23 protein-coding genes are annotated in these 26,994 nt (G+C 30.4%); 10 read left to right on the forward strand and 13 right to left on the reverse strand.

Annotated features, from left to right (window positions below; all coding sequences use genetic code 11):
• Positions 1–421: 421 nt before the first annotated feature.
• Complete coding sequence (locus tag ACSIGE_RS13185; protein WP_440880339.1) at positions 422–2,233, forward strand: T9SS type A sorting domain-containing protein; 1,812 nt, start codon at positions 422–424, stop codon at positions 2,231–2,233.
• Positions 2,234–2,427: 194 nt separating this feature from the next.
• Here ACSIGE_RS13185 and ACSIGE_RS13190 read toward each other — a convergent pair whose 3' ends face one another.
• Together ACSIGE_RS13190 and lpdA are read right to left on the reverse strand one after the other, a co-directional pair.
• Positions 2,428–4,209, reverse strand: a complete 1,782-nt coding sequence (locus ACSIGE_RS13190) for a T9SS type A sorting domain-containing protein (RefSeq protein WP_440880340.1) — start codon at positions 4,207–4,209, stop codon at positions 2,428–2,430.
• A 157-nt stretch (positions 4,210–4,366) separates the two neighbouring features.
• Positions 4,367–5,767 (reverse strand): dihydrolipoyl dehydrogenase, encoded by a 1,401-nt coding sequence (lpdA, locus tag ACSIGE_RS13195; protein ID WP_440880341.1) that lies wholly within the window; start codon positions 5,765–5,767, stop codon positions 4,367–4,369.
• A gap of 227 nt (positions 5,768–5,994) precedes the next feature.
• Between lpdA and ACSIGE_RS13200 the strand changes: the two genes are divergently transcribed.
• Together ACSIGE_RS13200 and ACSIGE_RS13205 are read left to right on the forward strand one after the other, a co-directional pair.
• A complete protein-coding gene (locus ACSIGE_RS13200) occupies positions 5,995–6,468 on the forward strand; it encodes a heme-binding domain-containing protein (protein WP_440880342.1) in 474 nt (157 codons plus the stop codon).
• 102 nt (positions 6,469–6,570) lie between these two features.
• Entirely contained in the window at positions 6,571–7,818 is a 1,248-nt protein-coding gene (locus ACSIGE_RS13205; RefSeq protein WP_440880343.1) for a glycosyltransferase, read from the forward strand.
• 130 nt (positions 7,819–7,948) lie between these two features.
• On the opposite strand, the gene ACSIGE_RS13210 is transcribed toward ACSIGE_RS13205, so the two are convergent.
• Positions 7,949–8,860, reverse strand: coding sequence for a sterol desaturase family protein (locus ACSIGE_RS13210; protein WP_440880344.1), 912 nt, complete (start codon positions 8,858–8,860; stop codon positions 7,949–7,951).
• Between the two features lie 218 nt (positions 8,861–9,078).
• On the opposite strand from ACSIGE_RS13210, the gene ACSIGE_RS13215 reads away from it, so the two are divergent.
• Positions 9,079–9,471, forward strand: a complete 393-nt coding sequence (locus ACSIGE_RS13215; protein ID WP_440880345.1) for a MerC domain-containing protein — start codon at positions 9,079–9,081, stop codon at positions 9,469–9,471.
• A gap of 312 nt (positions 9,472–9,783) precedes the next feature.
• Here the strand turns inward: ACSIGE_RS13215 and ACSIGE_RS13220 are convergent, their stop codons facing one another.
• The 5 genes from ACSIGE_RS13220 to ACSIGE_RS13240 form a co-directional block, all read right to left on the reverse strand.
• Positions 9,784–10,476: a PA14 domain-containing protein gene (locus ACSIGE_RS13220; RefSeq protein ID WP_440880346.1), complete on the reverse strand. Its 693-nt coding sequence runs from the start codon at positions 10,474–10,476 to the stop codon at positions 9,784–9,786.
• A gap of 341 nt (positions 10,477–10,817) precedes the next feature.
• On the reverse strand, positions 10,818–12,848 hold the full coding sequence (locus tag ACSIGE_RS13225; protein ID WP_440880347.1) for a M3 family metallopeptidase: 2,031 nt from the start codon (positions 12,846–12,848) through the stop codon (positions 10,818–10,820).
• Positions 12,849–12,991: 143 nt separating this feature from the next.
• Positions 12,992–13,471: a 5-(carboxyamino)imidazole ribonucleotide mutase gene (gene purE / locus ACSIGE_RS13230; RefSeq protein WP_440880348.1), complete on the reverse strand. Its 480-nt coding sequence runs from the start codon at positions 13,469–13,471 to the stop codon at positions 12,992–12,994.
• A 6-nt stretch (positions 13,472–13,477) separates the two neighbouring features.
• Positions 13,478–14,635: a 5-(carboxyamino)imidazole ribonucleotide synthase gene (locus tag ACSIGE_RS13235; RefSeq protein ID WP_440880349.1), complete on the reverse strand. Its 1,158-nt coding sequence runs from the start codon at positions 14,633–14,635 to the stop codon at positions 13,478–13,480.
• A gap of 65 nt (positions 14,636–14,700) precedes the next feature.
• The gene (locus tag ACSIGE_RS13240; RefSeq protein WP_440880350.1) at positions 14,701–15,126 is read right to left on the reverse strand and encodes a hypothetical protein; all 426 of its coding nucleotides are present in this window, start codon (positions 15,124–15,126) and stop codon (positions 14,701–14,703) included.
• Between the two features lie 109 nt (positions 15,127–15,235).
• Here ACSIGE_RS13240 and greA point away from each other — a divergent pair, with 109 nt between their 5' ends.
• Complete coding sequence (greA, locus tag ACSIGE_RS13245) at positions 15,236–15,709, forward strand: transcription elongation factor GreA (protein ID WP_440880351.1); 474 nt, start codon at positions 15,236–15,238, stop codon at positions 15,707–15,709.
• Positions 15,710–15,781: 72 nt separating this feature from the next.
• Entirely contained in the window at positions 15,782–16,177 is a 396-nt protein-coding gene (locus ACSIGE_RS13250; protein WP_440880352.1) for an HIT family protein, read from the forward strand.
• 69 nt (positions 16,178–16,246) lie between these two features.
• Here ACSIGE_RS13250 and ACSIGE_RS13255 read toward each other — a convergent pair whose 3' ends face one another.
• Both ACSIGE_RS13255 and ACSIGE_RS13260 read right to left on the reverse strand, forming a co-directional pair.
• On the reverse strand, positions 16,247–17,029 hold the full coding sequence (locus ACSIGE_RS13255) for a carbonic anhydrase (RefSeq protein ID WP_440880353.1): 783 nt from the start codon (positions 17,027–17,029) through the stop codon (positions 16,247–16,249).
• A 571-nt stretch (positions 17,030–17,600) separates the two neighbouring features.
• The gene (locus ACSIGE_RS13260) at positions 17,601–18,749 is read right to left on the reverse strand and encodes a sensor histidine kinase (protein WP_440880354.1); all 1,149 of its coding nucleotides are present in this window, start codon (positions 18,747–18,749) and stop codon (positions 17,601–17,603) included.
• A 76-nt stretch (positions 18,750–18,825) separates the two neighbouring features.
• Here ACSIGE_RS13260 and ACSIGE_RS13265 point away from each other — a divergent pair, with 76 nt between their 5' ends.
• Both ACSIGE_RS13265 and ACSIGE_RS13270 read left to right on the forward strand, forming a co-directional pair.
• A complete protein-coding gene (locus ACSIGE_RS13265; protein WP_440880355.1) occupies positions 18,826–19,686 on the forward strand; it encodes a flavin reductase family protein in 861 nt (286 codons plus the stop codon).
• A gap of 7 nt (positions 19,687–19,693) precedes the next feature.
• Positions 19,694–20,065, forward strand: coding sequence for a DUF3127 domain-containing protein (locus tag ACSIGE_RS13270; protein ID WP_440880356.1), 372 nt, complete (start codon positions 19,694–19,696; stop codon positions 20,063–20,065).
• A gap of 294 nt (positions 20,066–20,359) precedes the next feature.
• On the opposite strand, the gene ACSIGE_RS13275 is transcribed toward ACSIGE_RS13270, so the two are convergent.
• Together ACSIGE_RS13275 and ACSIGE_RS13280 are read right to left on the reverse strand one after the other, a co-directional pair.
• Complete coding sequence (locus tag ACSIGE_RS13275) at positions 20,360–20,989, reverse strand: YqaA family protein (protein ID WP_440880357.1); 630 nt, start codon at positions 20,987–20,989, stop codon at positions 20,360–20,362.
• A gap of 311 nt (positions 20,990–21,300) precedes the next feature.
• Entirely contained in the window at positions 21,301–22,857 is a 1,557-nt protein-coding gene (locus tag ACSIGE_RS13280; RefSeq protein ID WP_440880358.1) for an NAD(P)/FAD-dependent oxidoreductase, read from the reverse strand.
• A 63-nt stretch (positions 22,858–22,920) separates the two neighbouring features.
• Here ACSIGE_RS13280 and ACSIGE_RS13285 point away from each other — a divergent pair, with 63 nt between their 5' ends.
• The gene (locus ACSIGE_RS13285; RefSeq protein ID WP_440880359.1) at positions 22,921–24,300 is read left to right on the forward strand and encodes a short-chain fatty acid transporter; all 1,380 of its coding nucleotides are present in this window, start codon (positions 22,921–22,923) and stop codon (positions 24,298–24,300) included.
• A gap of 67 nt (positions 24,301–24,367) precedes the next feature.
• Positions 24,368–24,991, forward strand: coding sequence for a leucyl/phenylalanyl-tRNA--protein transferase (gene aat, locus ACSIGE_RS13290; RefSeq protein WP_440880360.1), 624 nt, complete (start codon positions 24,368–24,370; stop codon positions 24,989–24,991).
• A gap of 76 nt (positions 24,992–25,067) precedes the next feature.
• Here the strand turns inward: aat and ACSIGE_RS13295 are convergent, their stop codons facing one another.
• On the reverse strand, positions 25,068–26,993 hold the full coding sequence (locus ACSIGE_RS13295) for a CocE/NonD family hydrolase (protein ID WP_440880361.1): 1,926 nt from the start codon (positions 26,991–26,993) through the stop codon (positions 25,068–25,070).
• Position 26,994 lies beyond the last annotated feature (1 nt).

Raw genomic sequence — 26,994 nt, forward strand, 5'->3', positions numbered from 1 at the left:
CTTTATTCATAAGTATTCTTTTATGTAAATTAATATTTTTGATAAAATCAAAAATATAGCAACAAATAGGCAAATAAGAGAATGTCATAGGTAGGTTTTATTCTTTAAGGATGAGAAACGACTAAAATCTGTATACCATTAAACGAAGTTTGGGTTTGTAAAGTTTGAATCTGATAATCATAAAAAAACCTTATTTTAAAACACGATATTATAATTCAGTTTTTTATTTATGCTTAAATAATTAATTTAACGATATATAGAACTACCTACCTTTCACCATGTAAGATAAAGCTAATTTCTTTATCGTTGTAATTGAATTGTTATCATAAACCTGATCATATTTTTTGTTACAATATGATTTCAATTGTAAATTAATTAGTTTCTGTTGCAATAAACATTTATAACATAAAATTAATTTACCATGAAGTTAAAATTGTATTTTTTATTTTTTTATAGTAGTTTTTTATTTTCACAAAATTTTCAAGAAAAGCAGTTACCGTCTCCTGATAATATGAGTGTTTTCTTTGGGGGAGATTTAATTGATTCAACTATTCACTATGGTAGTAGACCTTCTAATTTTAATGGAGAAGTTATATTATTTAACCATGGCTATATTGATCTTAATCAATTTTTTTTTATTAATAATAAGTTCTATGAACAAACATATAATGAAGGCTATCAAGTTGTTTTTGTTTCAACTACACGTGGGCAGGGAATGTGGAAAAATGGTGAGTTATTAGCTGAGGCAATTGATATTATATGTGATAAGTATAATGTAAATTCACTTAGTATTATAGCACATAGTAATGGTGGTAAAGCCAGTGAAGTTGCCATGTATGAGTATGATAAAAATGATAAAGTAAAACGTGTATTTGCTCTTGGTACTCCGTATTGGGGTACTTTTATTGCAGATATTTCCCAGCAAAGTTGGTTTAACTGGTTGTGGAGCGTTACCGGACTGAACGATGGAAGTGTAACATCAACTACTTATTATTGCCGTGATGTCATACGTCCCTATTTTGATAATCATCCTAATAATAACCCAGAAAAATTTTTTATTATTGGAGGATCCGGATTTTCAAATGGTACAACTGGTTTAGCTCCATTAATGTTTGTTAGTGGTTCAATTTTATATATGCAAGAAGGGGCTAATGATGGTGTTGCTCCATATAAAAGTACTTTAAGGCCAGGAGCGAATTACTTATTTGAAGAAGGGGAACTTGGGTTAGATCATGTTGATATTATTTATGGACAAAATGTCTGGAAGTATATAGCACCAATACTCAGAGCAAATAAGAGGGAAACAAAATATGTGGTAAACAAACAATTTAAAAATAATAACATAGTTGTCAGCGACTATCAAATTGTTAATTCTGAAAATGAATATGAATATTTAGAATTAGATAGAAATAGTTCTGAAGGAAAGCTCATTGTTTTCCATGAAAACAAAAAAAAGTTATTGTCTTTAAAATCATCAGCTAAAGAATTTATACCTTATAAGTATCCTGAACCTTATGAAAAATCTAATTTTGAAAAACATATTAGTATCTATAAGGTGGCTTCAAGGCAAAAAAAAATAACACTGACTGCAAATTCAAAGTATGTAGCATATTTACATCAAGCAAATAAAGTGCGTATGATTTATGAAAACCATCCTTCTTCTAATCGTATTGAAGTAAAATTCAAGAATCAAAATACTAATATTGAGAGTACAAAAGTTACTGGTGTTATTACCCTTAAAACAGATCTAAAAGGAAATCCACTTTCTGAAAAAACGACTATCAAAGAATTCACTTTTAACAGGGGCACATCTAATTTTACACTTGATATTTCCAAATTTAAAGAAGGAGTATATAGTATTTTTATTTCTGCCGTTCATGATGATTTTAAGCGAAATATTGCTTCTGGATTTACAGTTGGAGAACTCAATAGTATACCAAAAGATAACGATTTTTATGAGGATATAGCTGAAGATAAAATAGATTTTAAGTTAAAAACTAGAATTATTAATGATTATTTATATTTTAAAATCTTAAAAAGACATAAAGAAAATACTGATAATTTTTACAATGTTGATGTATACAACATCAATGGAAAAAGAGTAATGCATAAAGCTAAAAATATAGATAACGAAATTTATAAGATAAGCATGGGAGGCCTAAAGGCAGGAGTGTATATTGTGCAAGTTATAAATAGAAAGTCTTTAAAAAGCTTTAAAATCCTTAAAAATTAGCCGTATTTATTATCGTAAATATTCGAAAATAGATCATACTAAAAAGAATGCTATGATCATAATAATGTTAATCTATTAATTTGGCACTTTTTATTACATCATAGTGATTTATTATATTAATTGTAAAGCCTAAATTTCGAAGAATTTTTCCTCAAAATTTAGGCTTATATTAATTTTAAATAAAAGAATGTACTCTATTGTTTTAATAATTTATAATTATCTAAATATTTGTTGTTTTTAATTTTAAGTATATACATTCCAGATACTAGGTGATTTATATTTAGGCTAAAATTGTTTTTTGTTACTTTTAATTGACGGTTTATTACTTCTTGACCGTTTAGGTTAAATACTTTGAAAGAGGTAGATGAATTTAAATTGTTATTATTGATATTATCAACAGTAAAATTTAAGTTATCGTCAACTTTTCTGTTAATCAGGTTAATTTTAAAAGAATTATTTAGATTATTAAAATCTTTAGGATTAGAGCTAGTATAACCTTTCAGGTTACCTATTGAAAAACCTGATATAATATTTCGTTTAAAATCATCATGAATAGCGGTAATATGAATCGTGTATACTCCTTTATCAAATTCAGATTTATCTAAGTAAAATCTATTTTTTAATTTGTCGTAATTTAATGTTCTTACAATTGTATTTCCTTTTGTAGTTTTACCAGTTATATCTGATTTTTTTGTTATAATTGCATTAATCTCAGTCTTATGAATATTATTTATTTGACGGTCGAAATAAATATTTATTTTATTTAAAATCTTATCATCTTTATAGACCATATTGATTCCTTCAGACTGCGTAAGAAAACCAACGTATTTTGAATTAGTAGACATAGAAAGCTTTCTATTTTCTGAATATATATTGAAAGAACTCACGTTATTACTTCCAGAAATTCTTTTGAATCTGGCATTTTCAGATGATTTTATTGCAAATTTATTATCTGATTTATGAAAGAAAGTTACCAGACCCTTCTTATTATTTTTGTCGAGTTTTAATTCATCGTATTTATTATCAGAGTAGAAGATTTGATAATTACTTTTTATGATTGAAAAATCATTTACAACGTTCTTGTTAGATGATTTGAATTTTGGTGCTTTTCCCGATAAAATGGGTTTAATATGTTGCCAAACCTTTTGACCTTCGGCTACTTCAGCATGATCTAAGTGAAGTTTATCCTTATTAAATAAGTAATTACCATTTGGTCTTTGTGTACTAGTATATGCGGCAATTCCATCATTACTTCCTTGAGCAATTTTTACAATGGATCCTGAAAAATAAAATAGAGCATTTGCTCTTGAAAAACTTGAGCCACCTACAATGTAAAATTTTTCAGGAGCATTATTAGGATGATTATCAAAATAGGGACGTATAACATCACGACAATAGTAGGTAGTTGATGTTGCTGTACCTTCATTGAGTCCTGTATGTTTCCAGAGCCAATTAAACCACCAAAATTGAGATATATCTGCCACATAGGTCCCCCAAAAAGGTGTTCCTAGTGCAAACACTCGTTTTACTTTATCATTTTTATTGTATTCATACATGGCGACTTCACTCGCCTTACCGCCATTACTGTGAGCAACTATATTTAATTGTTTAACCTTAAATTTATCACAAATTTGATCTATCGATTGTGCTAGAATTTCTCCATTTTTCCACATTCCATCACCGCGAGTAGTAGAGACAAAAGCAACCTGGTAACCGTCATTGTATGCTTGTTCGTAAAATTTATTATTAGAAAAATAAAGTTGAGTGAGTGCTGAAAAACCGTGTGTAAAGAGTATAACTTCACCGTTATAATTTTGAGGGGTGGCACCATAATGAATTGTTGACTGTTCTATTGTTTCAGTAATAGATGGAGTAATATTTTCAGGTGGATCTAAATGAACTTCATTTAAATTCTGAGAGAAAATAGCTTTAGAAAAAACAATAAGTACATAAAAGAGGAGTAATTTTAATTTCATAATTGGATTTTAATTTAATAATAGTCCGAAAAAATATGAATTTTACATCCTTTAAAATTGTATATATTGCAAATTAAGTATTCATTTATTGTAAATATTGCAAAAAAGCAATTCTTTATAAAGAATTGCTTTTCTATTATAATTGATTGAAGGTTGTTTATGCATTTAATGCTTTACCGTCCCAGGCAGCTTTTGCAGCTTCTTTTACAGCCTCTGAGTATGTAGGATGTCCATGACATATTCTAGCTATATCTTCAGCTGAAGCTCTAAACTCCATTGCAACAGCCATTTCCATAATTAGATCTGCAGCACGTGGACCAACAATATGTACACCTAAAACTTCGTCAGTAGTTTTATCAGCTAATATTTTTACAAATCCGTCAAGATCTCCACTTGCACGAGATCTACCTAGCGCACGCATTGAAAACTTACCAGACTTATAAGCTGTATTAGCTTCTTTTAATTCTTGTTCTGTTTTACCAATTGCAGCAACTTCTGGCCATGTATATACAATCCCAGGAATAAGGTTATAGTCGATATGAGGCTTTTGACCTGCAAGATACTCAGCCACAACAACACCCTCTTCTTCTGCTTTATGTGCTAACATTACACCTCTAACCACATCTCCAATAGCATATATATTATTAACATTAGTTTGCAGATGATCATTGACATCTATATGTCCTCTTTCAGATACTTTAATGCCAACTTTTTCTAATCCTAATCCATCTGTATAAGGTCTACGACCAACAGCCACTAAACAATAATCGCCTTTGAATTCGACTTCTTCTCCCTTTTTATTAGTTGCTTTGACAATTACCTCATTTCCAACCCTATTAACAGAAGTAACCCCATGACTTACGTTAAACTTAACTCCTTGTTTTTTCAAAACTTTTGTTAGTTCTTTTGAAATATCTTTATCCATCGTAGGCGTGATAGTAGGGGCATATTCAATAACTGTAACTTCAGCACCTAAACGTTTGTATACCGACCCTAATTCAAGGCCAATAACTCCACCTCCAATGACAAGTAAATGCTTAGGAACTTCTTTTAACTTTAAAGCTTCAGTAGAAGTTATAATACGTTCTTTATCTATTGAAATGAAAGGTAGAGAAGAAGGTTTTGAGCCAGTAGCTATGATGATGTTTATTCCTTCAATAGTTTCAGAAGAACCGTCACTTTGGGTAACTTTAATATGGTTTTTATCTTCAAATGAACCGATTCCTTCATAGACATCAACTTTATTTTTGTCCATTAAAAATTTTACACCCCCAGTAGTCTGATCAACCACTGAAGCCTTACGTGCAACCATTTTCGAAAAGTCAAAAGTAGGCTTTTCAACAGATATCCCATGCTCATCAAAATGATGAATCGCATCATAGTAATGGTGAGAAGAATCTAATAAAGCTTTTGAAGGAATACATCCAACATTTAAACAAGTTCCACCTAAGGTTGAATATTTTTCTACTATTGCAACTTTAGACCCAAGTTGAGCAGCTCTGATAGCAGAAATATATCCTCCTGGACCAGAACCAATAACGATTACATCGTATTTCATTTTTATGCGTTTTTAAAAGCCTGCAGCTTAATTTATTTAGTTCTTTTTAAGAAGTACAAATGTACAATTATTTACGATATTATAGCTTTTACTAAAGAATTACTATTTTTAAAGACTCAAAGAAATAAAATCTAAACAAAATGTTAAAAATAATAGATAATACTCTAAATTAGATGCTCTTTTAGAAACATATTAATATCATATATAATTTTGTATAAAGTAGTAGAATGAATATATATAAAAAGTTAGGTGTAGGAGTATTGGGAGGGCTTTTGATTAGTCAATTTTTTCAACCAGAAGATAATTTTGGTGATTATGAGAGTGTTAAAAATTTTTTAGTTGAAACAAATGCCGATTCAAATATTGAATCGATTCTTAAAAAGGCTTGCTTTGATTGCCACAGTGATAAAACAGTATATCCATGGTATAGTAAAATTACACCGATTAATTATTTGATATCTCATCATGTTAAAGAAGGGAAAGAACATATCAATTTCTCAAATTGGATTAATTATAGTATTGATAAAAAAGAACATAAAATGGAAGAGTTATACGAAGAGGTTGAAGAAAAACATATGCCATTAAAGTCATATAAAACTTTCCACAGTGGTGCTAGACTTTCTCCTAATGAAATTGACGATTTAGTTAATTGGGCAAAAAAAGTGCATGGGCAATATAAAAAGAGCTTATATTCTAAATAATTACTTTAAGTTTTTTAATCCAAAATCAATAAGGAATGTTAAACGTTTTTAACTATTTTTCGGGATTATGATTTAAAAAATAAAAATATTATACTGAGTTAATTGAAAAAACATATTGTAATTATTGGTTACGTTTGGGTTGAGCCAGATTCTTCGGCAGCGGGACAAAGAATGCTTCAATTAATTGATGTTTTCTTAAATAAAAACTTTACCATAACTTTTGCTTGCCCAGCGCAAAAAAATGAGCGATCGATTGACTTAACAAAAAAAGGAATTAAAGAAGAATTTATTTCTGTTAATTCAAGTTCATTTGATTTTTTTATAAAAAAAGAAAATCCATCTATTGTACTATTTGATAGATTTATGATGGAAGAGCAGTTTGGTTGGCGGGTTAGCGAAAACTGTCCTGAAGCAATGAAAATTCTTGATACTGAAGACTTACATTGTTTAAGAAAACTTCGTCATGAAGCATATAAGAAGAAAATAAAATTTGATGTATCCCAGTTAGTGATTTCTGATTTAGCTAAGAGAGAAATATCCTCTATTTTAAGATGTGATATCTCATTAATTATTTCTGAATATGAAATCCAACTATTAAGAGAGATTTTTAAAATAGATGAATGTTTATATGTTCATTTACCTTTCTTATTGCCAAATATAGATAATAAAATGCAAAAGGAATGGCATCCTTATTCAGATAGAAATCACTTTATTTTTATAGGAAACTATTTGCATGCTCCAAATGTTAATGCCGTTATTCAGTTAAAAAAGGTCATATGGCCAATAATTAGAGAAAAATTACCTAAAGCAGAATTACATGTATACGGTCCTTATGCACCTGAGCAAATTATACAAATGAATAGTAAGAAGGATAATTTTTTAATAAAAGGAGCGGCTAATATAGCTTTAGAAAGCATTGGTAAGTCAAGAGTGATGTTGGCTCCTTTGATGTTTGGCGCAGGGATTAAAGGAAAATTAATAGACGCTATGTTAGCAGGGACTCCAAGTGTGACCACTGAAATAGGAGTAGAGGGCATGAAGGGAGGTTTGTCTTGGAATGGCTTTGTAGAAAACGATTTACAAGCTTTTTCTGAAGCAGCTATTAGCCTTTACACAAGCGAAAGAATATGGAAGCAAAAACAATTGAATGGGGTAGAAATTATAAATAGAAGATACAACAAAGTAAGTTTAGAGTCTGCATTTTATAAGAATATAGAGAAACGATTGGAATCACTTGAGACAAATAGAAAAATGAACTTCATAGGAAGTATTCTTCAATACAAGACAATGCAGGCAACGAAGTACATGAGTAAATGGATAGAAGCCAAAAATGCAAGGGAGATTAAGTAGCATATTAAAATAATTTTTAGTTTCGTTTTTGTTATCTGAAGAAATTATTGAATTATAAAAACATAACTAGCTGATTTTAAATTAAAATTAAAGTGGTACTTAAACTTGTTTAGAAAAAATAATATAAATATTAACTATTTGTATAGTGCTTTGCAATAGCTTCTTTTCGAAAATCTTTTCCTAATTTACCTGTTTTCATATGGTTCCATCCTGGAGGCATAATTAAGTATTTAAATTTATTCGACCAGTTAGGAGCATTTTTTATGTCTTTATATAAGTCTATCCACATTTTAAATTGTGTAGATTTAAATTGTGTGCTATTGATTTCTCTATCCATTACTCCATATTTAGGTTTTACTTCTCTAATTTCTTCCTGGTAAGTTCCGAATAAACGATCCCAAAATGAAAACATATTTGCATAATTAGTATCCACGTACAATGGATTTCTTGAGTGATGAACTCTGTGTAAATGAGGTGTAATGAAAATTTTATCTAAAAAAGGTGTTTTTTTGAAGAAATTGTCATTAGCATGAGTAAACACTCCATAAAGTCTTGCTGTTATCTCAACGATATAAATCATAAAGGGATGAAACCCTAAAATAGGTAACCAAATTATTATATGAGGAGATATTAAAAAATCAAATAAAGAACCCCTTACAGCTACGCTAAAGTTCATTTCTTCAGGGGTATGATGAACACCATGTATGCACCAAAAGAAACGTACATTGTGACTTAGATAATGAACGAGCCACCAAATTAAATCATATACTATATAGCAAGAAATTAAAATAAACCACTGGTTAGGCAGTGTAAATAACCTAAGATTTTCATAGACCCAGAAGAGAATTTTATATTGAATAATAAAAATAATAAGTAAATAAGGAACTCCAGCTATAATATAATTTACAACATTCATAAATCCTTCTTTTTTGTTTTTAAAAAGTCCTTTTGAGAACAAAAAAATAAAATCGATGGCGATTACAGTAAAAAGAAATGGTTGTGAGAATTTTTCAACTATTGTAAAAACATGTTCTATATTCATTCTTTATTTCATTTAGTTGATGGCAAAACTAGTTAAATTAAATCAAAATAATGCTTATTTAGATTTAATTAACATATTAGTGTTAAATTTAGATAAGCGAATAGCTTGCAACAAAGAGAATAAATAGAAGTAATTAATGTTAAATAAAATCGTAAATAAATGATAATATCACTTAAAATAACAATATATTTGCAACTTAGTTGCTTTAATTAATGATTATGATCCGTAACGATACTATTGATTTTAATAACATAGGGATAATTAGTTCTACTCTGTGTTTTATACATTGTTTAGCCACTCCGTTTCTATTTTTAGCGAAGACATGTTCTGTAACTTGTTGTGATTCAAGTCCTGTTTGGTGGAGGGTACTAGACGTTCTATTTTTACTTTTATCTTTTTATGCGGTGTATTCAGCGACAAAAGAAACAAGTAAGAAATGGGTGAAAATAGCTCTATATATTACGTGGGTGTTATTACTACTGGTGATTTTAAATGAATATTTTCATTTTATATTATTATTCGAAGAAGCTATTTATTTCCCTTCGATTTTATTAATTGTGTTTCATTTTTATAATAAAAGGAGTTGTACAAATGGAAGTTGCAATATTTAACAAGCTAAAAATATGTAAATAGAATAACTATTATTTTTAGATCAGTTAATTTTTAATGTATTTGACTATATTAAGAAACGATTAGGAGTTTGTTATTTAGCTTCTTCTTTTTTTATCACAATTATTTATTGTCTTCTTAGAAATAAAAAAACACCAGGTAAATAATATTAATATAGTTCTATAATTAAGTCTAGTATTCAAAATTATATGAATTATAAAGTAATATTTTTTCTGATGTTTTTTATTAAATTTCCAATAGTAGTAATAACTTTTATGACATTACGGATTGCAAATATGTACTGATAAGCTATATTATTTTACAAAAAATTGAGAAGCTCTTATTGTTGAACCAAGAATGTATCCATCTGGATTGTTCCCCCATTTAAATTTCATGAATCCACCTCCTCTGTTCTGATAATACCAAAATTCAATCGAGTGTTCTCCTTTTGCTAGCGTAACATTACCAGTACTTTTTTTTATTTTTTGATCGTCCCAATTTTCAAGTATTAGAAAATTATCAACGTAAATTCTGGAACCATCACTTGAATGCGATATAAAATTAAATTTACCGGGATTATTTACTTTTAAAATTCCTCTTAAACATATAATGTATCCATTAGTTAAAGAGCTTATATTCTCTCTCAGGCGGTTGTTCAATCTTCCTTTAACACTACCACTAGATGTAGGAATTCCAAGTTTTGTGAAATTACTAATATCTGGTTTGGAAATATTACCAGTTACCCAAAAAAAATGCTGTAACCCCCTCTCTAATTCTCTTCCTGCTTTTATAGGTAACCAGTTGATCCCATTATAATAGTAGATTTTTCTGTTTTCTTTGTTCATAACTAACGAGCCTTCCTTCGGAGTAATAATACTTTTTAGCTCTAATTGTTTATTTATTGAAGGTAATGCAAGAAGTGAATTTCTGTCAATTTGAGCGTAAATTGAAGAAGTTATATTTAGTACAAAAACTAAAGAATAGTATGTGTTAATGGCCCAGTTCATTTTAAGTTTAGTGTTGATTGTTAAAATATTATTTTGAGTATTTGAATACCCATTTTAAATTTTGATTATAATAATCTTTGTAGTTTATAATCTTTTCTTAAAACTTTTGAAAAGTTACAAACACTAGTAGAAGGTTTGCTTGAAATACAAGGGCGGCAAATATAAAAAAAGGCACACTAAAAAATAATAACTACCCTTATAAAATAAGAAAAAGTAGGTGGTTTTTGTTTCTTTTTAACTACCTGAGAGAAATAGAATTTAATCAGTCTTTCATAAAAATAAAAAATCAATAACTGAATTATTGCAATTATTGATTTTTAAATACTGATTATGTTTAAGCTTTAGTCTTGATTAACAATTAAACCAGCCCTTTTAAGTAATGCATTTGAATCAGGTTCTTTCCCTCTAAAGCGCTTATATAGATTCATTGGTTTTTCGGTACCTCCTTTCGAAAGTATATTTTCCTTAAATTTATTAGCGACTTCCACATTAAATACTCCTTTTTCTTTAAAATATTCAAAAGCATCAGCATCCAGCACTTCAGCCCATTTATAGGAATAATATCCAGAAGAATATCCTCCTTGAAAAATATGAGAAAAAGAAGTACTCATACAATTTTCGGAAACATCGGGATACAGTTTTGTATTGGTGAAAGCCTTTTTTTCAAACTCCTTAACAGAGGTAGTTAGTTCTATAGATTGCCCAGTATGCCATTCCATATCAAGCAAACCAAAGCTTAATTGTCTTAAGGTTTGCATTCCTTCATGAAAGCTTGCCGATTCTTTTATTTTTTTTACATACTCCATAGGAATGGTTTCACCAGTTTCGTAGTGTTTAGCAAATAATTCTAGAGCATCTTTCTCGTAACACCAATTCTCAAGTAATTGACTTGGTAATTCGACAAAATCCCAAGAAACAGAAGTTCCAGATAAACTACCATAAGTTGTGTTGGCAAGCATACCATGTAAAGCATGACCAAATTCATGAAATAAGGTGGTTACTTCATTGAATGTTAGTAATGAAGGTTTGGTTTCCGTTGGTTTCGTAAAGTTACAAACAATAGAAACTTGTGGACGCTCATTCACGCCATTCAATATTTGCTGAGCTTTATATGAGGTCATCCAGGCACCATTTCTTTTTCCTGATCTCGGATGAAAATCAGTATACAAATACGAAATAAAATTACCTTCGTTGTCAGAAACAGCATATGTTTTTACTTCCTCATGGTATTTATCAATAGTATGAATTTCTTCAAAATTTAAATTGAATAGTTTATTAGTGATTTCAAACACTCCATTAACAACATTTTCTAATTTGAAATAAGGCTTTAAAAGTTCTTGGTCAAGAGAAAATAATTCCTTTTTTAACTTTTCCGAGTAATATGCGCTATCCCATTTTTCTAACCTATGAATATTATCAAGTTTCTTTGCATAATTTTCAAGGTTTAAAAACTCTTGTTCAGCAGCAGGCTTGGCTTTTTCTAGTAAGTCATTTAAAAAACTAAGTACTTTTTCAGGTGTTTCTGCCATGCGTTCTTCTAAAACGAAATTAGCGTGTGTTTTGTAACCTAATAAGTTCGCTCTCTCATGACGAAGTCTTGTTATTTGTAAAACAATATTTTCGTTATTGAATTCATTTTTTTGAAACCCTTTCTTCCCAAAAGCAATAGAAAGTGTTTTGCGCAGCTCACGATTATCTGCATAGGTCATAAAAGGAACATAACTCGGATAATCCAAGGTAATTACCCAACCCTCTTTGTTGCGTTGCTTGGCTAACATTTTAGCTCCCTCTTTAGCACTTTCAGGAAGTCCCGTTAAATCACTTTCTTTGGTAACATGCATTTCGAAGTCATTCGTTTCAGCAAGAACATTTTCACCAAATTGTAAGGATAATTTTGAAAGCTCAGCATCTATTTTGCGCAGCTTTAATTTACTTTCTTCATTTAGATTGGCGCCATTTCTAGAAAAGCTTTTATACTGCTTATCCAGAAGCATTTTTTGTTCTGGGGTTAAGTCTAAAAAATCCAGTTGATTGTATACTTTTTTCACACGATTGAAAAGCGTTTCGTTTAGAGTGATGTCATTTCTAAATTCACTTAACCAAGGAGATATTTCTTTTGCTATGGTTTGGATTTTTTCATTCGTTTCAGCAGCGTTTAAATTAAAAAATATAGAGGTTATTCTGTTTAATTTGCTACCAACTTTATCTAATGCGACAGTTGTGTTTTCAAAATTTGGTTTTGTTGTGTCTGAAATAATGGCATCAATTTCTTTTTTTGCAATAGAAATGGCTTCTTTTATCGCTGGTTTATAGTCTTTTTCTTGAATTTTAGAAAAGGGAGCAGTATCGAAATCTTGTAATAGTGGATTCATTTTCTAGTTTTTTAAAAGTCACTTTAGGTTTGTTATTCTTACTAAGATACTTATAATCTAATTGAAATAAATTATGCCTATTGCATAATTTGAGACTCAAAATATTTGAGTTCACTTTAGACTTTTTTGTGGTTGAAAGATACTTATTTTCTTACCTTTTTTGAGGCTTTTTCAACCTTTAATTTAAGTCCTTCTTTGTATGTAATTACTTTGTCTAAAACACATTTATCAGAAGCTCCTATAATTTGTGCTGCTAAAATTCCTGCATTTTTTGCACCATTTAGAGCAACTGTGGCTACAGGAACTCCTCCAGGCATTTGAAGAATTGAAAGAACAGAATCCCATCCATCAATAGAATTTCTACTTTTTACAGGAACTCCTATTACAGGGAGCGGACTCATGCTAGCAACCATACCAGGTAAATGCGCTGCACCACCAGCTCCAGCTATAATAACTTGAATTCCTCTTTTATGAGCATTATAAGCGTAATCAAATAATTTATTCGGAGTCCTATGAGCTGAAACAATATCAACTTCTATTTTTATATCAAAACTCTCTAAAATATCAATTGCTTCTTGCATTATTGGAAGGTCAGAGTCACTTCCCATTATTATTCCTATCATAATTTTTTATTTAGCGATAACCTTAATTGTTTCTTTTACTTTTTGAGCAATTTCACGTGCCTTTTTAATATCTGGATTTACTATAGTTACATGTCCCATTTTCCTAAAAGGCCTTGTTTGTTTTTTACCATATAGATGGGGAGTAACTCCCTCAATTTTTAATACTTCCTCTAGGTTTTCGTACACTACATTACCAGAGTAGCCCTCAGCTCCAACAAGATTCACCATAATTCCAGCAGCTTTACTTGTTGTTTTTCCTAAAGGCAAATTCAAAATACTACGAATATGTTGTTCAAATTGACTGGTGTAACTGGCTTCTATAGAATAATGTCCAGAGTTATGAGTCCTTGGAGCTACTTCATTTACCAAAATATTATCGTCTTTGGTTTGAAACATTTCCACGGCTAGTAGACCAACAAAATCAAAGGCATTAGCAACATCTAACGCTACTTTACGTGCTTTATTTGCAATTTCATCATCAATTCTAGCAGGACAGATTACGTATTCAACCTGGTTCGCTTCTGGGTGAAATTCCATTTCGACAACAGGATATGTTTTGATCTCTCCTTTTTTATTTCTGGCAACAATGACTGCTAGTTCATTTTTAAAAGAGATCAATTTTTCTCCAATACATTCTCCAGATGGTAAATTTTTTAAATCGTTTATTGATTTTATAATTTTTACACCTTTGCCGTCATAGCCAAATCGAGCCGACTTCCAAACAAAAGGAAAGTTGATTTTACCTTTCTTAATATCTTTTTCAAGTTCTTTGATCGAATTAAAGCGATCAAAGTTAGCGGTAGGAATTCCCTGATTTTTATAAAAGATTTTCTGAAGCGCTTTATTTTGTATAATTCTCAGGTTTTTGGGTTTTGGAAAAATAGGAAGTCCTTCTTTCTCAAGTTTATCAAGAGCATCAATGTTAATATTTTCAATCTCAATAGTTAGTAAGTCTACTTGTTTTCCGAAGTTATATACAGTATTAAAATCCAATAGACTTCCCTGATGAAACTCATTACATATTTGAGCACAAGGGGCATCTGAATTCGGATCTAAAACTACTGTATAAATATCAAATTTGTGTGTTTCGGTAAGTAACATTTTTCCTAGTTGCCCACCACCCAGAACTCCTAATTTAAAGTTCGAAGAAAAATAATTTTTCACGTTGAATTGTCAGTTATGTTGTTGAAACAACAAAAATAAGAATCTAATTCAAGTAAAATATGAATTTAATTACTTATTTGAAGAGTGCTACCACTTTGAGTAACCGTATATACTCTGGCTCCACCATTGCAATCGTTTTTCCCTGAAATTAAAGAGCCATCTAACATACTATACGTACTGGCATCACAAGAACATTTTAAAACAGGAGGGTTTACTATCATTGGCTCATTACAATTACGATTTGGTGATTTTCTATCAATCGCTATATATGGAGAAAATGTACCACCAGTCCCTTTATTAAAAAGAACAATACCATTCATGCCTCCATTTACGGTTACACTTCCGTTAGGAGTTAATAATCCGTTTAATTGTGGGTTATTTAAATCAAAAGAAAGTGGCTGAATAGAGTTACTGAAACAATTATTCTCAATAATGTTATCACCACAACTTACAAGAAATGCAATTATTAAAATAAAATGAAGTTTTTTCATGTATTAAGCAGATTGGTGTTTATATAACTTTACAAATTTACGAAAATTTTGTACATTTGTAATGCAATCTCATCCCAAAGGGTATGAGATTTTTAAATTTAAAACAGTTATGAGTAACGTATCTTACTACACAGAAGAAGGACTTAAAAAGTTAAAAGATGAATTAGCACACTTAGAGCAAGTGGAGAGACCTCGAGTGTCACAAGAGATAGCAGATGCCCGAGATAAGGGAGATTTAAGTGAAAATGCTGAATATCATGCAGCAAAAGAAGAGCAATCTTTATTGGAAACTAAAATAGCTAAACTTAAAAATGTTGTTGCTAGTGCGAGAATCATTGATGAAAGTGAATTAGATACTTCAAAGGTATTGATTCACTCTATTGTTGTTATAAAAAACACAATAAATAATATGGAGTTTAAATATACATTAGTAGCTGATAGCGAAAGTGATATAAAAAACGGAAAATTATCGGTTAATTCTCCCATAGGAAAAGGTTTACTAGGAAAAAAAGTGGGTGATTTAGCAGAAATACAAGTGCCTAATGGGAAAATGAACTTTGAGGTGATGGATATTTCTCGTTAACCACAAAAAGTTAAAAAATAATTGATTTTCAGGTTCATATAAATCTATAATAAACGTAAGTTAAATATCATTATGGCTAGTGTTTTTACTCAAATAGTTAAAGGAGAAATTCCTTCGTATAAAATTGCAGAGGACGAAAAGTTTTATGCGTTTTTAGATATAAATCCTAATACTCAGGGGCATACGCTTGTTGTTCCTAAAAAAGAAGAAAACAAGTTATTTGATTTATCAGAGAAAGAATACAGTGATTTAATGGCTTTTTCTTATCGAGTAGCAAAAGCAATTGAAAAAACTATAGATTGTGAGCGTGTGGGTATGAGTGTTATTGGTTTGGAGGTTCCTCATGTACATGTTCATTTAATACCCATAAAGAAAATGGATGATATACGTTTTATTTCAAAAGTAAAATTAACTAAAGAAGAGTTTATTACTACAGCTGAAAAAATTAAAAGTAATTTTATTGAATAATACATTAAAACTGGTTTATAGTTGTTTAAACCAGTTTTAATATACTTGTGAGCAAGTATTTTTATAAAATTATTCTGTCATTTGAATTTTTCTACCGTTTAAGGGTTGTTCTTTCCTATAATTATTTACAGGCATTAAAGTTTTTAAAATATTAACCTGTTCTACTGATATTGTAATCGGCTCTTTAAAGATAAACCACTTAACTCCTTCTGTACATGGAGGTGTTGTTAAAGATCCTGTATAGCTATAGTACCCTCTATTTAAAGGAAGATTATGATTTAAATTAAAAGGTTTGTTTATTTTTTTTACTTCACCTTTTTCTAAAGGTAAAAAGCTTTCAAGAAATTCAAAGGGAATACTTGTCTTGCCTTCTTTAGCCATAATAGCCAAAACTAAATACTCTCCTGTAGAATTTGCATGAACCATGTGGATAACTAAAGGATATCTGACGCCATCAATTGTATGTTCTGACGATTCGTGAAAATGAATTTGTTTCAAATTAAAACGTTCATTTTTGTAATTAATATAGTCTCCTTTTTCGAAATTATATTGTATCGAGTGGCCATTATTTTTTACGCTATGTATTTTTGTACTCTTTTCATAATGAATATCTAAAGAATTTAATTGACTATCAATTTTAGCATTAATACTAATTATATTGATTGGAGACTGAAATTTACCACCACATTCGGAGTTTTTTTCAAGTTCAGCCCAGTGCTCCGGACCACTTTCTCCGGAGTAACTCCAAGCTTCTTCTTCTTTATTGGTGTTTTTAGAAGATGTTTTTTTCTTTTGGCAACTAATTAGTATTACAAGTATCAAAAGAAATTGTATGTTATTTTTTAGTCTCATTTTTTTATGTTTTTATTTACCTAATAAGGTTATGAAGTTAAATTTTGTAAGATTATTTTTAGTGTTTTAAACGAAATAATTTTTAAACGACAATAAAAAATAAATAACCTTTTGGAGAAACTATTTAATATGATATAGATGTTTTTATTCGAATTTCGATGTGTTTTCCTTTTAAAAAATTGAAAAATATTTTTGTGAGATGTTATAAAGTTTTCTTTTTCTTCAAATGGAGAAAAATCTAGTACTTGAGTATGGAGTTTTATAGTATCTTTTATTATACTTTCGAAATTCTTTATAAAGTCAGCATCGGAAATTAAAGAGTTGTTTCCGTAGCTAATGGTTCTAGCAATTGATTTCGTGTTGGAAAAGAAAGTTAAAAATAGTAATGTAAGTAACTTTAATGAATGATATTTTAAAGTTTTGTTTTTCATAAGTATGGAGAAATAAAAATATATTGCTCTTATATTTCTCACTACAAAGATATTACCGACTTATTTTAGAAGCAAAAGAATAATTGCAAGTAATTTGTTAAATGTAAGTTAAATTAAATAAAAAATAAAATACTTAAATATTATTCTTTTTCTAAATTTATTTCAAATGTAGTACCTTTTCCAAGCTCAGATTTTTGGACAAAAATCCTTCCCTTATGATAGGTTTCAATTATTCTCTTAGATAAAGAAAGTCCTAGTCCCCAACCTCTTTTTTTTGTTGTAAATCCAGGGTTAAAAATATTTGTAAATTGTGATTTAGGGATCCCTTTTCCTGTGTCTGATATCTGAATGATAACATTCTTGGAATTTTCTGTTATCTTAAGAGAAATGGACCCTTTACCAGCCATAGCATCAATAGCATTTTTGATAAGATTTTCAATTACCCAACCAAATAACTCAACACTAATGCGAGAAGTTATATTTGAGCGAGAAGTATCGAAAAAGAAGCTAATTTGTTTTGAGCTTCGAGATTCTAAGTAATTGAAAACACGTTTCGTTTCATGAATAATATTATTTTTTTGTAAGTCGGGTAAAGAACCAATTTTTGAAAATCGATTGGCTATTATATTTAAACGATCTACGTCTTTTTCAATTTCGTTAACATACATTTCATTCACTTTTTCAAATCTTAAAATTTCAATCCATCCCAATAATGAAGACAAGGGGGTACCTATTTGGTGGGCTGTTTCTTTTGCCATTCCTGTCCAAAGTTTATTTTGTTCTGCTATTTTATTAGATTTAAAAACCATATAAATAATAGTTAGAAACAAAGCTAGAATTAAAAGCAGGGCTAGTGGATAGTATTTTAACTTGTAAAGTAAGTCCGAATTACGATAATAAATGTATTCTTTATACCCAGTATTTTTTATAACAATTGGATCATTTTGCCTTTTCATTAAAGAAAGTTGTTTTTTTAAATACAAAGTATCCTTTGACTTAATTGAGTCTAGATTATTGGTTCTAATAAAATTACCTTCTTCGTCAACAGCTAGTGCAGGAATATTTTTAATACCATCAAAAACCTTTATTTCTAAATTAAAACTGGCATTAGAATCAGGATTTGAGGCCATTTCTTTAATTGCTGATGCATACAATTCCATTTTCATTCGTTCTTCTTCCTTGAATCTCTGGAAGAATGTATAGGTGTTCCATAGTATTAATAGAACAATTATAAAAGATACAAGTATAACGATTCGTTTGATCCAAAAACTATTATAAGAAAAACTCATAGGTCAAATATAAACTATTCTCAGGTATAACTTCTTTAAGTAAACTGTAGTATATTTACACTAAAAATATAAAACGATGTTATCAATAGATCCTAAAAGCATTCCAACTTCAAAATTGCATGGGTATCTTCTTGGGGCTGTTGCACCAAGGCCAATTGCTTTTGCTAGTACAATAAGCGAAAAAGGGGTGCCAAATTTATCTCCTTTTAGTTTTTTTAATGTCTTTGGTGCAAACCCACCAATTATGATTTTTTCACCAGCAAGAAGCGTTAGAGCCAATAAAACAAAACATACTTTAGACAATGCAGAAGAGATAAGAGAGGTTGTTATTAATATTGTTAATTATGATATTGTTCAACAAATGTCATTAAGTAGTTCTATGTACCCAAAAGAAGTTAATGAATTTGAAAAAGCAGGTTTAACAATGCTTCCCTCAGATATAGTTAAACCTTATAGGGTTGCAGAGTCTCCTGTTCAATTTGAATGTAAAGTAAATGATATTATTTATACGGGAAACAATGGCGGAGCAGGTAATTTAATTGTATGCGAGGTTGTTAAAATTCACATTAACGAAAAAGTATTATCTGATGATGGAAGTATTGATCAATATAAAATAGATTTAGTTTCTAGGGCAGGCGGAAATTATTATAGTAGAGCAAGGGATGGTTTTTTTGAGATACCAAAGCCTTTATCAACCCTTGGAATAGGGGTAGATAAAATTCCGTTTGGAATTAGAAATAGTAAAGTATTAACCGGTAATGATCTTGGTATGCTTGGTAATGTTGAAAAATTTCCTACCGATGATGATGTTAATAACTTTGCTAAAGAACATCAAAGGTTTGTTGGTGTATCTGAAGAAAAAAAGCATACTTTTGCACACGAGTATTTACAAAATAATGACGTAGAAAGTGCTTGGAAAGTACTTTTATTAAAATAAATGATTAATGGAAGTAATTGGTAAAATTAAATTAATAAACGGAACACAAACTTTTGGAAGTAATGGATTTAGAAAGCGTGAGTTAGTAGTTACTACTGATGAACAATATCCACAAATGATTCTTATTGAATTTATTCAAGATAAATGTGATTTGTTAGATAGTTATCAAATAGGTCAAGACGTAAAAGTTTCAATTAATTTAAGAGGTAGGGAGTGGATTAATCCTCAAGGGGAGGCTAAATATTTCAACTCAATACAAGGTTGGAGAATAGAGAATTTAGCTCAAGCTTCCTCTAATCAAAGTATTCCTCCAGCTGATAACTTTGCACCAGCACCTGATTTATCATCAGATAATGAGCCTGATGATTTACCATTTTAACATAAAGAATTAAAATAGTTAATTAAAAGAGCCAGTTTAGGCTCTTTTTTTATGCTGAAACCTGAATTATATCGGAAATTACAATTTATTTAACGGAAACTACATTAATTATTAAGAAATAGCTACTTATATTTGAAGTATCCTCATTTAATGAGGGTGTTTTAAGGGGAAATAAAAAACCTTCTAGGTTTATCCTAGAAGGTTTAATGTAAAAGTTATTTTTACATAATATCGAGTTGTTTCTTTTACTAATTATTATTTTCTAATTAACTAGATGTTTCTTCCTGTTTTATATTAACTCACCATATTAAAAATAGCCCAAGCATAAATAGCGAATCGTAAAAAGCGAAACAATCCAAATGTGATGACACCTTTGATAGGATATTTAATCATTCCTGCTGTCATACAGCTTATCGAAAAAGGTAAAGGCAAAAGCGCACCAACTAAGATTAAAAAGCCCCCCCATTTACTTGTGTTTTTTAAATGCTTAGCCATTTTTACTTCTAAGTATTGATTGATGGTTTTTATTTTTCGAGTTGACCTACCAATAAAATAAGCGATAATACCTCCAAGATAAGATAAGAAAGCAAGTATCGAAAGATTAATTACAGGCTCTGTCGTTTTTTTTGACCAAGCAATAAAAATTTCAGGAGGAATTAACCCTAATATAGTTTCTGATACAAAGAAAGTAATTAATACACCAGCTCTAGAGAAGGTTTCTGTCATGGCTTGTAGACCATCATTGATATTATAAACATATTTATTGAAGATTATCAATCCTACGATAACAGCAATAATGGGACCTATAGCTTTTTTTAAACTTTCCCATATAAACATATAGAAACCAGTTCTCTTGTAATAAACATGTAGCCTTTTTGCTTTAGGAGATTTGTTTTTCTTTTTTCCTTTCTTACTATCTTTCATTTTATACCCGTTACACTCGTAATTTACGAGTTTGCAAAAATACAAGGTAATCCTTCATAAATCAAAGAAATAATATAATTATTAAAGGTTAATTGTTATTTATTTCAGTTGATACTATATTTTAGTTACTATATTTTTTCATGTTTATTTTATGATATGAGGTCAATATTTTTATTACGTAGTTTCTTCTTTTAAGTGGGGGTCATAAAGTAATTTTCTTTTTTATGATATTGTGATTTTTAAATATCACCTTTATCGAGTGCAACCGTTTAATTCACTATGTTGAATTGTTACTTTTATTTTAAGATATCTTACAAAATTTGCGAAGCAGCCTCAGCACAACGTTCACCATCCATTGCAGCAGATATAATACCTCCTGCATATCCACCGCCTTCACCACAAGGAAATAATCCTGTAACTTCAGGGTGTTCCAGTGTATTTTTTCTTGGGATATTAATAGGAGACGACGTTCGAGACTCTACCCCAATAATATTTGCCTCATTCGTATAATATCCATGCATCTTTTTTCCAAATGCAGTAAATCCCTTTCTGAGTCTACTTCCAATGGTTTTAGGTAACAAAGAATGAAGTGGGGATGATTTTAGTCCTGGTTGATATGAAGTAGTATTTAAGCTTGATGATAAATTCCCTTCAACAAAATCGGTGAGTCGTTGCGCTGGTGCAACTTGAGATTTTCCTCCAGCATTGAAAGCTAGCTTCTCAAGGTCACGCTGAAATTCAAGTCCTTTAAAAACACCAAATTTTTCATATTTTGGAATGTCTTCATCTACATTGATTTCAACTACAATCCCCGAATTAGCAAAAGCGTTGTTCCTTTTTGAAGGCGACATACCATTTACGACAACTTCTCCAGGGGCAGTTGCAGCAGGAACTATGAAGCCTCCAGGGCACATACAAAACGAATAAACGCCTCTGTTTTTCACTTGATGTACAAGACTGTAAGCAGCTGCAGGTAATAGTCCATTTCTTTGACCATTACAACTATATTGAATTTGATCTATAAGTTCTTGAGGGTGCTCAACACGAACTCCCATGGCAAAGGATTTAGCTTTTAAAAGAACATTTTTGTTATTAAGGAGTTCAAAAATGTCTCGGGCAGAATGTCCTGTTGCTAAAATAACGGCATTAACAGATAGCTCTTGCCCATTTTGAATTCGTATGGCTTTTAGTTTGTTGTTTTTTATGATAAAGTCCGAAACACGAGAATTAAAATGAATTTCACCACCGTATTTTAATATTGTTTCTCGAATGTTCTTAATAATTTTTGGAAGTTTATTCGTGCCAATATGCGGATGGGCATCAATAAGGATTTTTTCAGTTGCTCCATGATATACTAAATTTTCAAAAATACGTCTAACATCACCTCTTTTTAGACTGCGTGTGTAGAGTTTTCCATCGGAATAGGTTCCAGCTCCTCCCTCTCCAAAGCAATAATTAGAGTCTTTGTTGACTTCATGAAATTGATTTATGGCTCTTAAATCTCTTCTTCTATCTTGAACATTTTTTCCTCGCTCTAAAACAATGGGTTTGTAACCTAATTCAATACACCGAAGTGCAGCATACATACCTGCAGGTCCAAAGCCTACTATATGTATTTCTTTTGCACTGGAAACATCTTTATAGTCAAAATGGTATGCTGTTTGTTCAGGAGGGGGTTCATTTATGTAAGTGGCGATTTTATAATTAAAAAAAACTTCTTTTTTTCGAGCATCAATTGATTTTCGATGAACTTTTATACTAGTGATGTTTTCTGGTTCTACGCCTAGTTTTTTGGCAGCCTTTTTTATAAGTATATCCTGTATTGTTTCTTCAGTCAAACTAATACGAAGTTGTAGTTCTTTTACCATATTGCAAAGCTAGTAAAACAATTTAGTCTATTTGTTTATTTTTATCAAATCAAACTTTATAAAATGAATCTTACAGAAACCATAGAAAAAGTCTTCAAAAAGTATTTGCCATCTCCATTTACGATTGCAATTGTTCTAACCATTATCGCTTATTTATTAAGTGTGCTTTTTACAAAACCAGAAAATGTTTCATTATATCCTTATTCTTTAGAAGTGCTTAGTTTTTGGGAAAAAGGTATATGGACAAACGGATTATTGGTTTTTGCCTATCAAATGATGTTAATTTTGGTTTTAGGACATGTATTAGTTTTGAGTAATCCAGTAAGTAAACTAATTGTAAGGGTCACTAAATATTGTACAAATACGGCTGTAAGCGCCGCTATTGTTGCTAGTTTTACAATGCTGGTTGCTTTTTTTAATTGGGGGTTAGGCTTAATCTTTGGAGCTTTACTAGCAAGAAAAACAGCGGAGCATGCGCAAGCAAGAAATATAGCTTTGAACTATCCAATAATAGGAGCTGCAGGGTATGTAGGTTTAATGGTTTGGCATGGGGGGATTTCAGGTTCTGCTCCGATTAAAATTAATGAGGTAGGGCATATAAAAAGCATTATGACATCTGTGTCATCGAAAGATATTTTAAAACAGATCCCAAGCCTCATTGATTATTCAGAGACTGTTTTTAGTTTTTGGAATCTACTTATTTTCTTACTTGTACTTTTATCAGTAACAGTAACATTTTATTTTTTGGGGAGTAAATCAAAAGGCACAACGATAAATTTACCAGTATATAGTTTGTGTCCAAAAGAGGAAGAAAATGGAACAATGAGAACCTTAGATAGTTCTAAATGTTTAGCTTATGGTTTTGGTATAGCTATTCTTATAGTATTTTTTTATCAGTATGGTGCTGCTATTTTAGTTTTAAAAATAACTCCAAATTTAATCAATTTTTTTATGTTAGGATTGGGAATTATCCTGCATGGAAGTTTTAAGAAATTTACAAATGCAATTAACGAATCAATTAGTGATGTATCAGGTATTTTAATCCAATTTCCTCTTTACTTTGGTATTATGGGTATAATGAAAAGCACAGGAATGGTTGTTCTAATTTCTGATTTTTTCGTTTCCATATCGAACGCAACAACACTCCCGATATTTACATTTTTTAGTGCAGGTCTTGTAAATATATTTGTTCCTAGTGGTGGAGGTCAATGGGTTGTACAAGGACCAATTGTTGTTGAAAGTGCATTGAAATTAGGAGTACCTTTGCCTAAAGCAATAATGGCAATGGCTTATGGAGACCAAGTTACAAACATGTTACAACCATTTTGGGCGTTGCCCTTGTTGGGAATAACGAAATTAAAAGCAAGAGAGATACTACCTTATACGCTAATTGCTATGGTTGTTGGAAGTATTGTTTATTTAATAGGGCTTCTTGTTTTTTAGTTGGTTAAAAAATAACTATCGAAAGCTCTATGAGTTGCTTAATTTTTAAAATAGTAATTGAATTTATATGATATGGTTAAGTAAAGAAATTTCATTTCCACCATATAACACCGCTACAGAGGATGGTATTATTGCATTAGGTGGAGATTTATCAGTTGAAAGACTAAAGTATGCGTATCAGAAAGGTATATTCCCTTGGTTTAATGAAGGAGAACCTATTGTGTGGTATAGTCCTTATAAAAGAATGGTTTTATTTCCAGAAGAAATTAAAATTTCGAAGTCTATGAAGCAAGTGCTTCGGAAAAATGATTTTTTAATTACCGAAAATAAAGCATTTGCAGAAGTAGTTTATAATTGTAAATACATTCATAGATCAGATCAATTTGGAACCTGGATAACTGATGAAATGCAGGAAGCCTATTTGAGATTGCATAGATCGGGCTTAGCTAAGTCAATTGAAGTTTGGCGCAATAATAAAATTCTTGGAGGCTTATATGGAGTTGATTTGGGGAACGGTGTTTTTTGCGGAGAAAGCATGTTTAGCAAGGAGAGCAATATGAGTAAATTAGCTTTTATTCATTTAGCTAAAAACTGCAACTATAAATTAATTGACTGTCAAGTTTACAACGATCACCTAGCAAGTTTGGGAGCCCGAGAAATACCAAGGGAAAAGTTTTTAAAATATTTATAGTTGTTTTACACAAAACGTACAATGCTAATAACGCATTATTAGCATTGTGTGTTATAACATATCAAATAATTATTGTTTACTTAGCAATATTAAATTCAATAGTTGAATCTGTGAATACAGAATGTATTTGAGTTTTAAAGTCTTCCTTATTAGCTTTGTAAATGTTGTTAACGAAAGTTTGAGGATTAAGATCAATTAAAGGAAACCACGTACTTTGAACTTGAACTTGAATTTTATGCCCTTTTTTAAAAGTATGAAAAATATCTTGAAGCTTTATATTAACATTGGTTTTCTTGTTTGGGATAAATGGTTCAGGTTTAGAAAAACTATTTCTAAATCGACCACGCATAACCTCACTTCTTACCATTAAATGATAATTACTTAATTTTAGGTGTTTTTGCATTTCATCGTTATTATCTTCTAAGTCATGCGGATGTACATCAATAACTTTTACAATCCAGTCAGCAGCAGTACCCGTTGTAGCAACCTTAAGTTTGGCTAAAATATCTCCTGCTAAAGTAACATCATTATTTAAAACCTCAGTTTCAAATACTAATACATCAGGTCTTCTAGCCGCAAAACGTTGGTCGTCGGTCATATACTTTCTGGGTGTAAAAACTGTTTTAATATCCTCTGAATATGGAACAGGTTTTTTTACATCACTTATAAAGTTGATAGATTTCGATTTTGAGTGGGGAGTTGTAGATAGTTTTTGGTTGTCCGACAAAAAGAAAATTTGTTTGTTCGTGTTTTTTGGAGGCCAGGTATCATATGATTGCCATTTCTTTTTTCCTGTATCAAAAACATAAGCTTCTGGTAATGATAAGCTATTTGTTTCTTTGTTTTTTAAAAAATGGTTGAAAAATTTGGTTTCTATGTTTTTTTGAAAGTTTAAGGATATTGAGTCGCCGAAATAATAATTACCAACCGTGTTTTTGACTTTATCTCTAGACCAACCTCCATGATCCCATGGACCAAAAACTAAAATATTATTATTTTCAGTTTGATACTTTTCTATTGCTTTGTAAGTTTCAAGAGGTCCATATAAGTCTTCAGCATCGAACCAACCACCTACAACCATGGTAGCAACATTAGAAGGCACTTTGTTTAAGTGTTGTATAACCCCTTTACTTTCCCAAACGGAATCATAATTAGGATGCTCGGTAATTTCTTTCCAGAAAAAATCATCAATCAACTTTTTTGAGTCATCTTTATCTATCGAAGTATCGCTGTACTTAAAATAGTTATTCAAGTTTTTGATAGGGCCTTTATCAAGAAAAAATTGATATTGATCTTGGGTTTTCATTTCAGGAAATTGATACCAAGCGACATTAGTAGGTTGATCTTTGTAAGTTCCAAATAATGAAATAGCTCTAAAATAGCTAAGTAAAAACGCACCATTATGATGAAAATCATCGAAGAAGAAATCACCAATACATGCTTGAGGAGAAGCCGCTTTAAGCGCAGGGTGAGCGTCAATTGTTGACATTGTAGCGTAATGTCCAGGATATGAAATACCCCATGTTCCAACCTTTCCGTTATTATTGGAAACATTTTTTACTAACCAATCAATAGTGTCATAAGTATCGGTAGTTTCATCAGTTTGTTTTTCTGTTTTATTGGGAATGTAGGCACGCATATTATCATAAACCCCTTCACTCATCCATCTACCACGAACATCTTCGTAAACAATTATATTACCTTCTTTCATTAGGGTAATATTAGGACCTATTTTATCTTTGAATTTATTTTTACCATAAGGCCTACAGCTATAAGGAGTTCGTTGAAGTAAAATCGGATATTTTTTTGAAGTGTCTTTTGGACTATAAATTGTTGCATGAAGCTTAATACCATCACGCATGGTTATTTTTACTTCTTTTTTCTCATAGTTTTCTTTTACGTAGTTATTTTCGTTTTCCTCTATTATGAGAGATTTTTTATTAGAGGTGCAACTGCAGACTACTAATAAAAAAAGTAGTGTGGAGAAAAAATGTTTTTTCATA

Origin of the sequence: Tenacibaculum profundi, assembly GCF_052050075.1 — a bacterium.
In the GTDB taxonomy this organism is placed as follows: Bacteria; Bacteroidota; Bacteroidia; order Flavobacteriales; family Flavobacteriaceae; genus Polaribacter.

Coding starts and splice junctions, on each gene's coding strand:
- aat (WP_440880360.1), top strand. CDS start 24,368: ATGATATGGTTAAGTAAAGAAATTTCATTTCCACCATATAACACCGCT.
- ACSIGE_RS13215 (WP_440880345.1), top strand. CDS start 9,079: ATGATCCGTAACGATACTATTGATTTTAATAACATAGGGATAATTAGT.
- ACSIGE_RS13275 (WP_440880357.1), bottom strand. CDS start 20,989: ATGAAAGATAGTAAGAAAGGAAAAAAGAAAAACAAATCTCCTAAAGCA.
- ACSIGE_RS13285 (WP_440880359.1), top strand. CDS start 22,921: ATGAATCTTACAGAAACCATAGAAAAAGTCTTCAAAAAGTATTTGCCA.
- purE (WP_440880348.1), bottom strand. CDS start 13,471: ATGATAGGAATAATAATGGGAAGTGACTCTGACCTTCCAATAATGCAA.
- ACSIGE_RS13190 (WP_440880340.1), bottom strand. CDS start 4,209: ATGAAATTAAAATTACTCCTCTTTTATGTACTTATTGTTTTTTCTAAA.
- ACSIGE_RS13265 (WP_440880355.1), top strand. CDS start 18,826: ATGTTATCAATAGATCCTAAAAGCATTCCAACTTCAAAATTGCATGGG.
- ACSIGE_RS13225 (WP_440880347.1), bottom strand. CDS start 12,848: ATGAATCCACTATTACAAGATTTCGATACTGCTCCCTTTTCTAAAATT.
- lpdA (WP_440880341.1), bottom strand. CDS start 5,767: ATGAAATACGATGTAATCGTTATTGGTTCTGGTCCAGGAGGATATATT.
- ACSIGE_RS13280 (WP_440880358.1), bottom strand. CDS start 22,857: ATGGTAAAAGAACTACAACTTCGTATTAGTTTGACTGAAGAAACAATA.
- ACSIGE_RS13185 (WP_440880339.1), top strand. CDS start 422: ATGAAGTTAAAATTGTATTTTTTATTTTTTTATAGTAGTTTTTTATTT.
- ACSIGE_RS13260 (WP_440880354.1), bottom strand. CDS start 18,749: ATGAGTTTTTCTTATAATAGTTTTTGGATCAAACGAATCGTTATACTT.
- ACSIGE_RS13250 (WP_440880352.1), top strand. CDS start 15,782: ATGGCTAGTGTTTTTACTCAAATAGTTAAAGGAGAAATTCCTTCGTAT.
- ACSIGE_RS13220 (WP_440880346.1), bottom strand. CDS start 10,476: ATGAACTGGGCCATTAACACATACTATTCTTTAGTTTTTGTACTAAAT.
- ACSIGE_RS13295 (WP_440880361.1), bottom strand. CDS start 26,993: ATGAAAAAACATTTTTTCTCCACACTACTTTTTTTATTAGTAGTCTGC.
- ACSIGE_RS13200 (WP_440880342.1), top strand. CDS start 5,995: ATGAATATATATAAAAAGTTAGGTGTAGGAGTATTGGGAGGGCTTTTG.
- ACSIGE_RS13270 (WP_440880356.1), top strand. CDS start 19,694: ATGGAAGTAATTGGTAAAATTAAATTAATAAACGGAACACAAACTTTT.
- ACSIGE_RS13210 (WP_440880344.1), bottom strand. CDS start 8,860: ATGAATATAGAACATGTTTTTACAATAGTTGAAAAATTCTCACAACCA.
- greA (WP_440880351.1), top strand. CDS start 15,236: ATGAGTAACGTATCTTACTACACAGAAGAAGGACTTAAAAAGTTAAAA.
- ACSIGE_RS13255 (WP_440880353.1), bottom strand. CDS start 17,029: ATGAGACTAAAAAATAACATACAATTTCTTTTGATACTTGTAATACTA.
- ACSIGE_RS13240 (WP_440880350.1), bottom strand. CDS start 15,126: ATGAAAAAACTTCATTTTATTTTAATAATTGCATTTCTTGTAAGTTGT.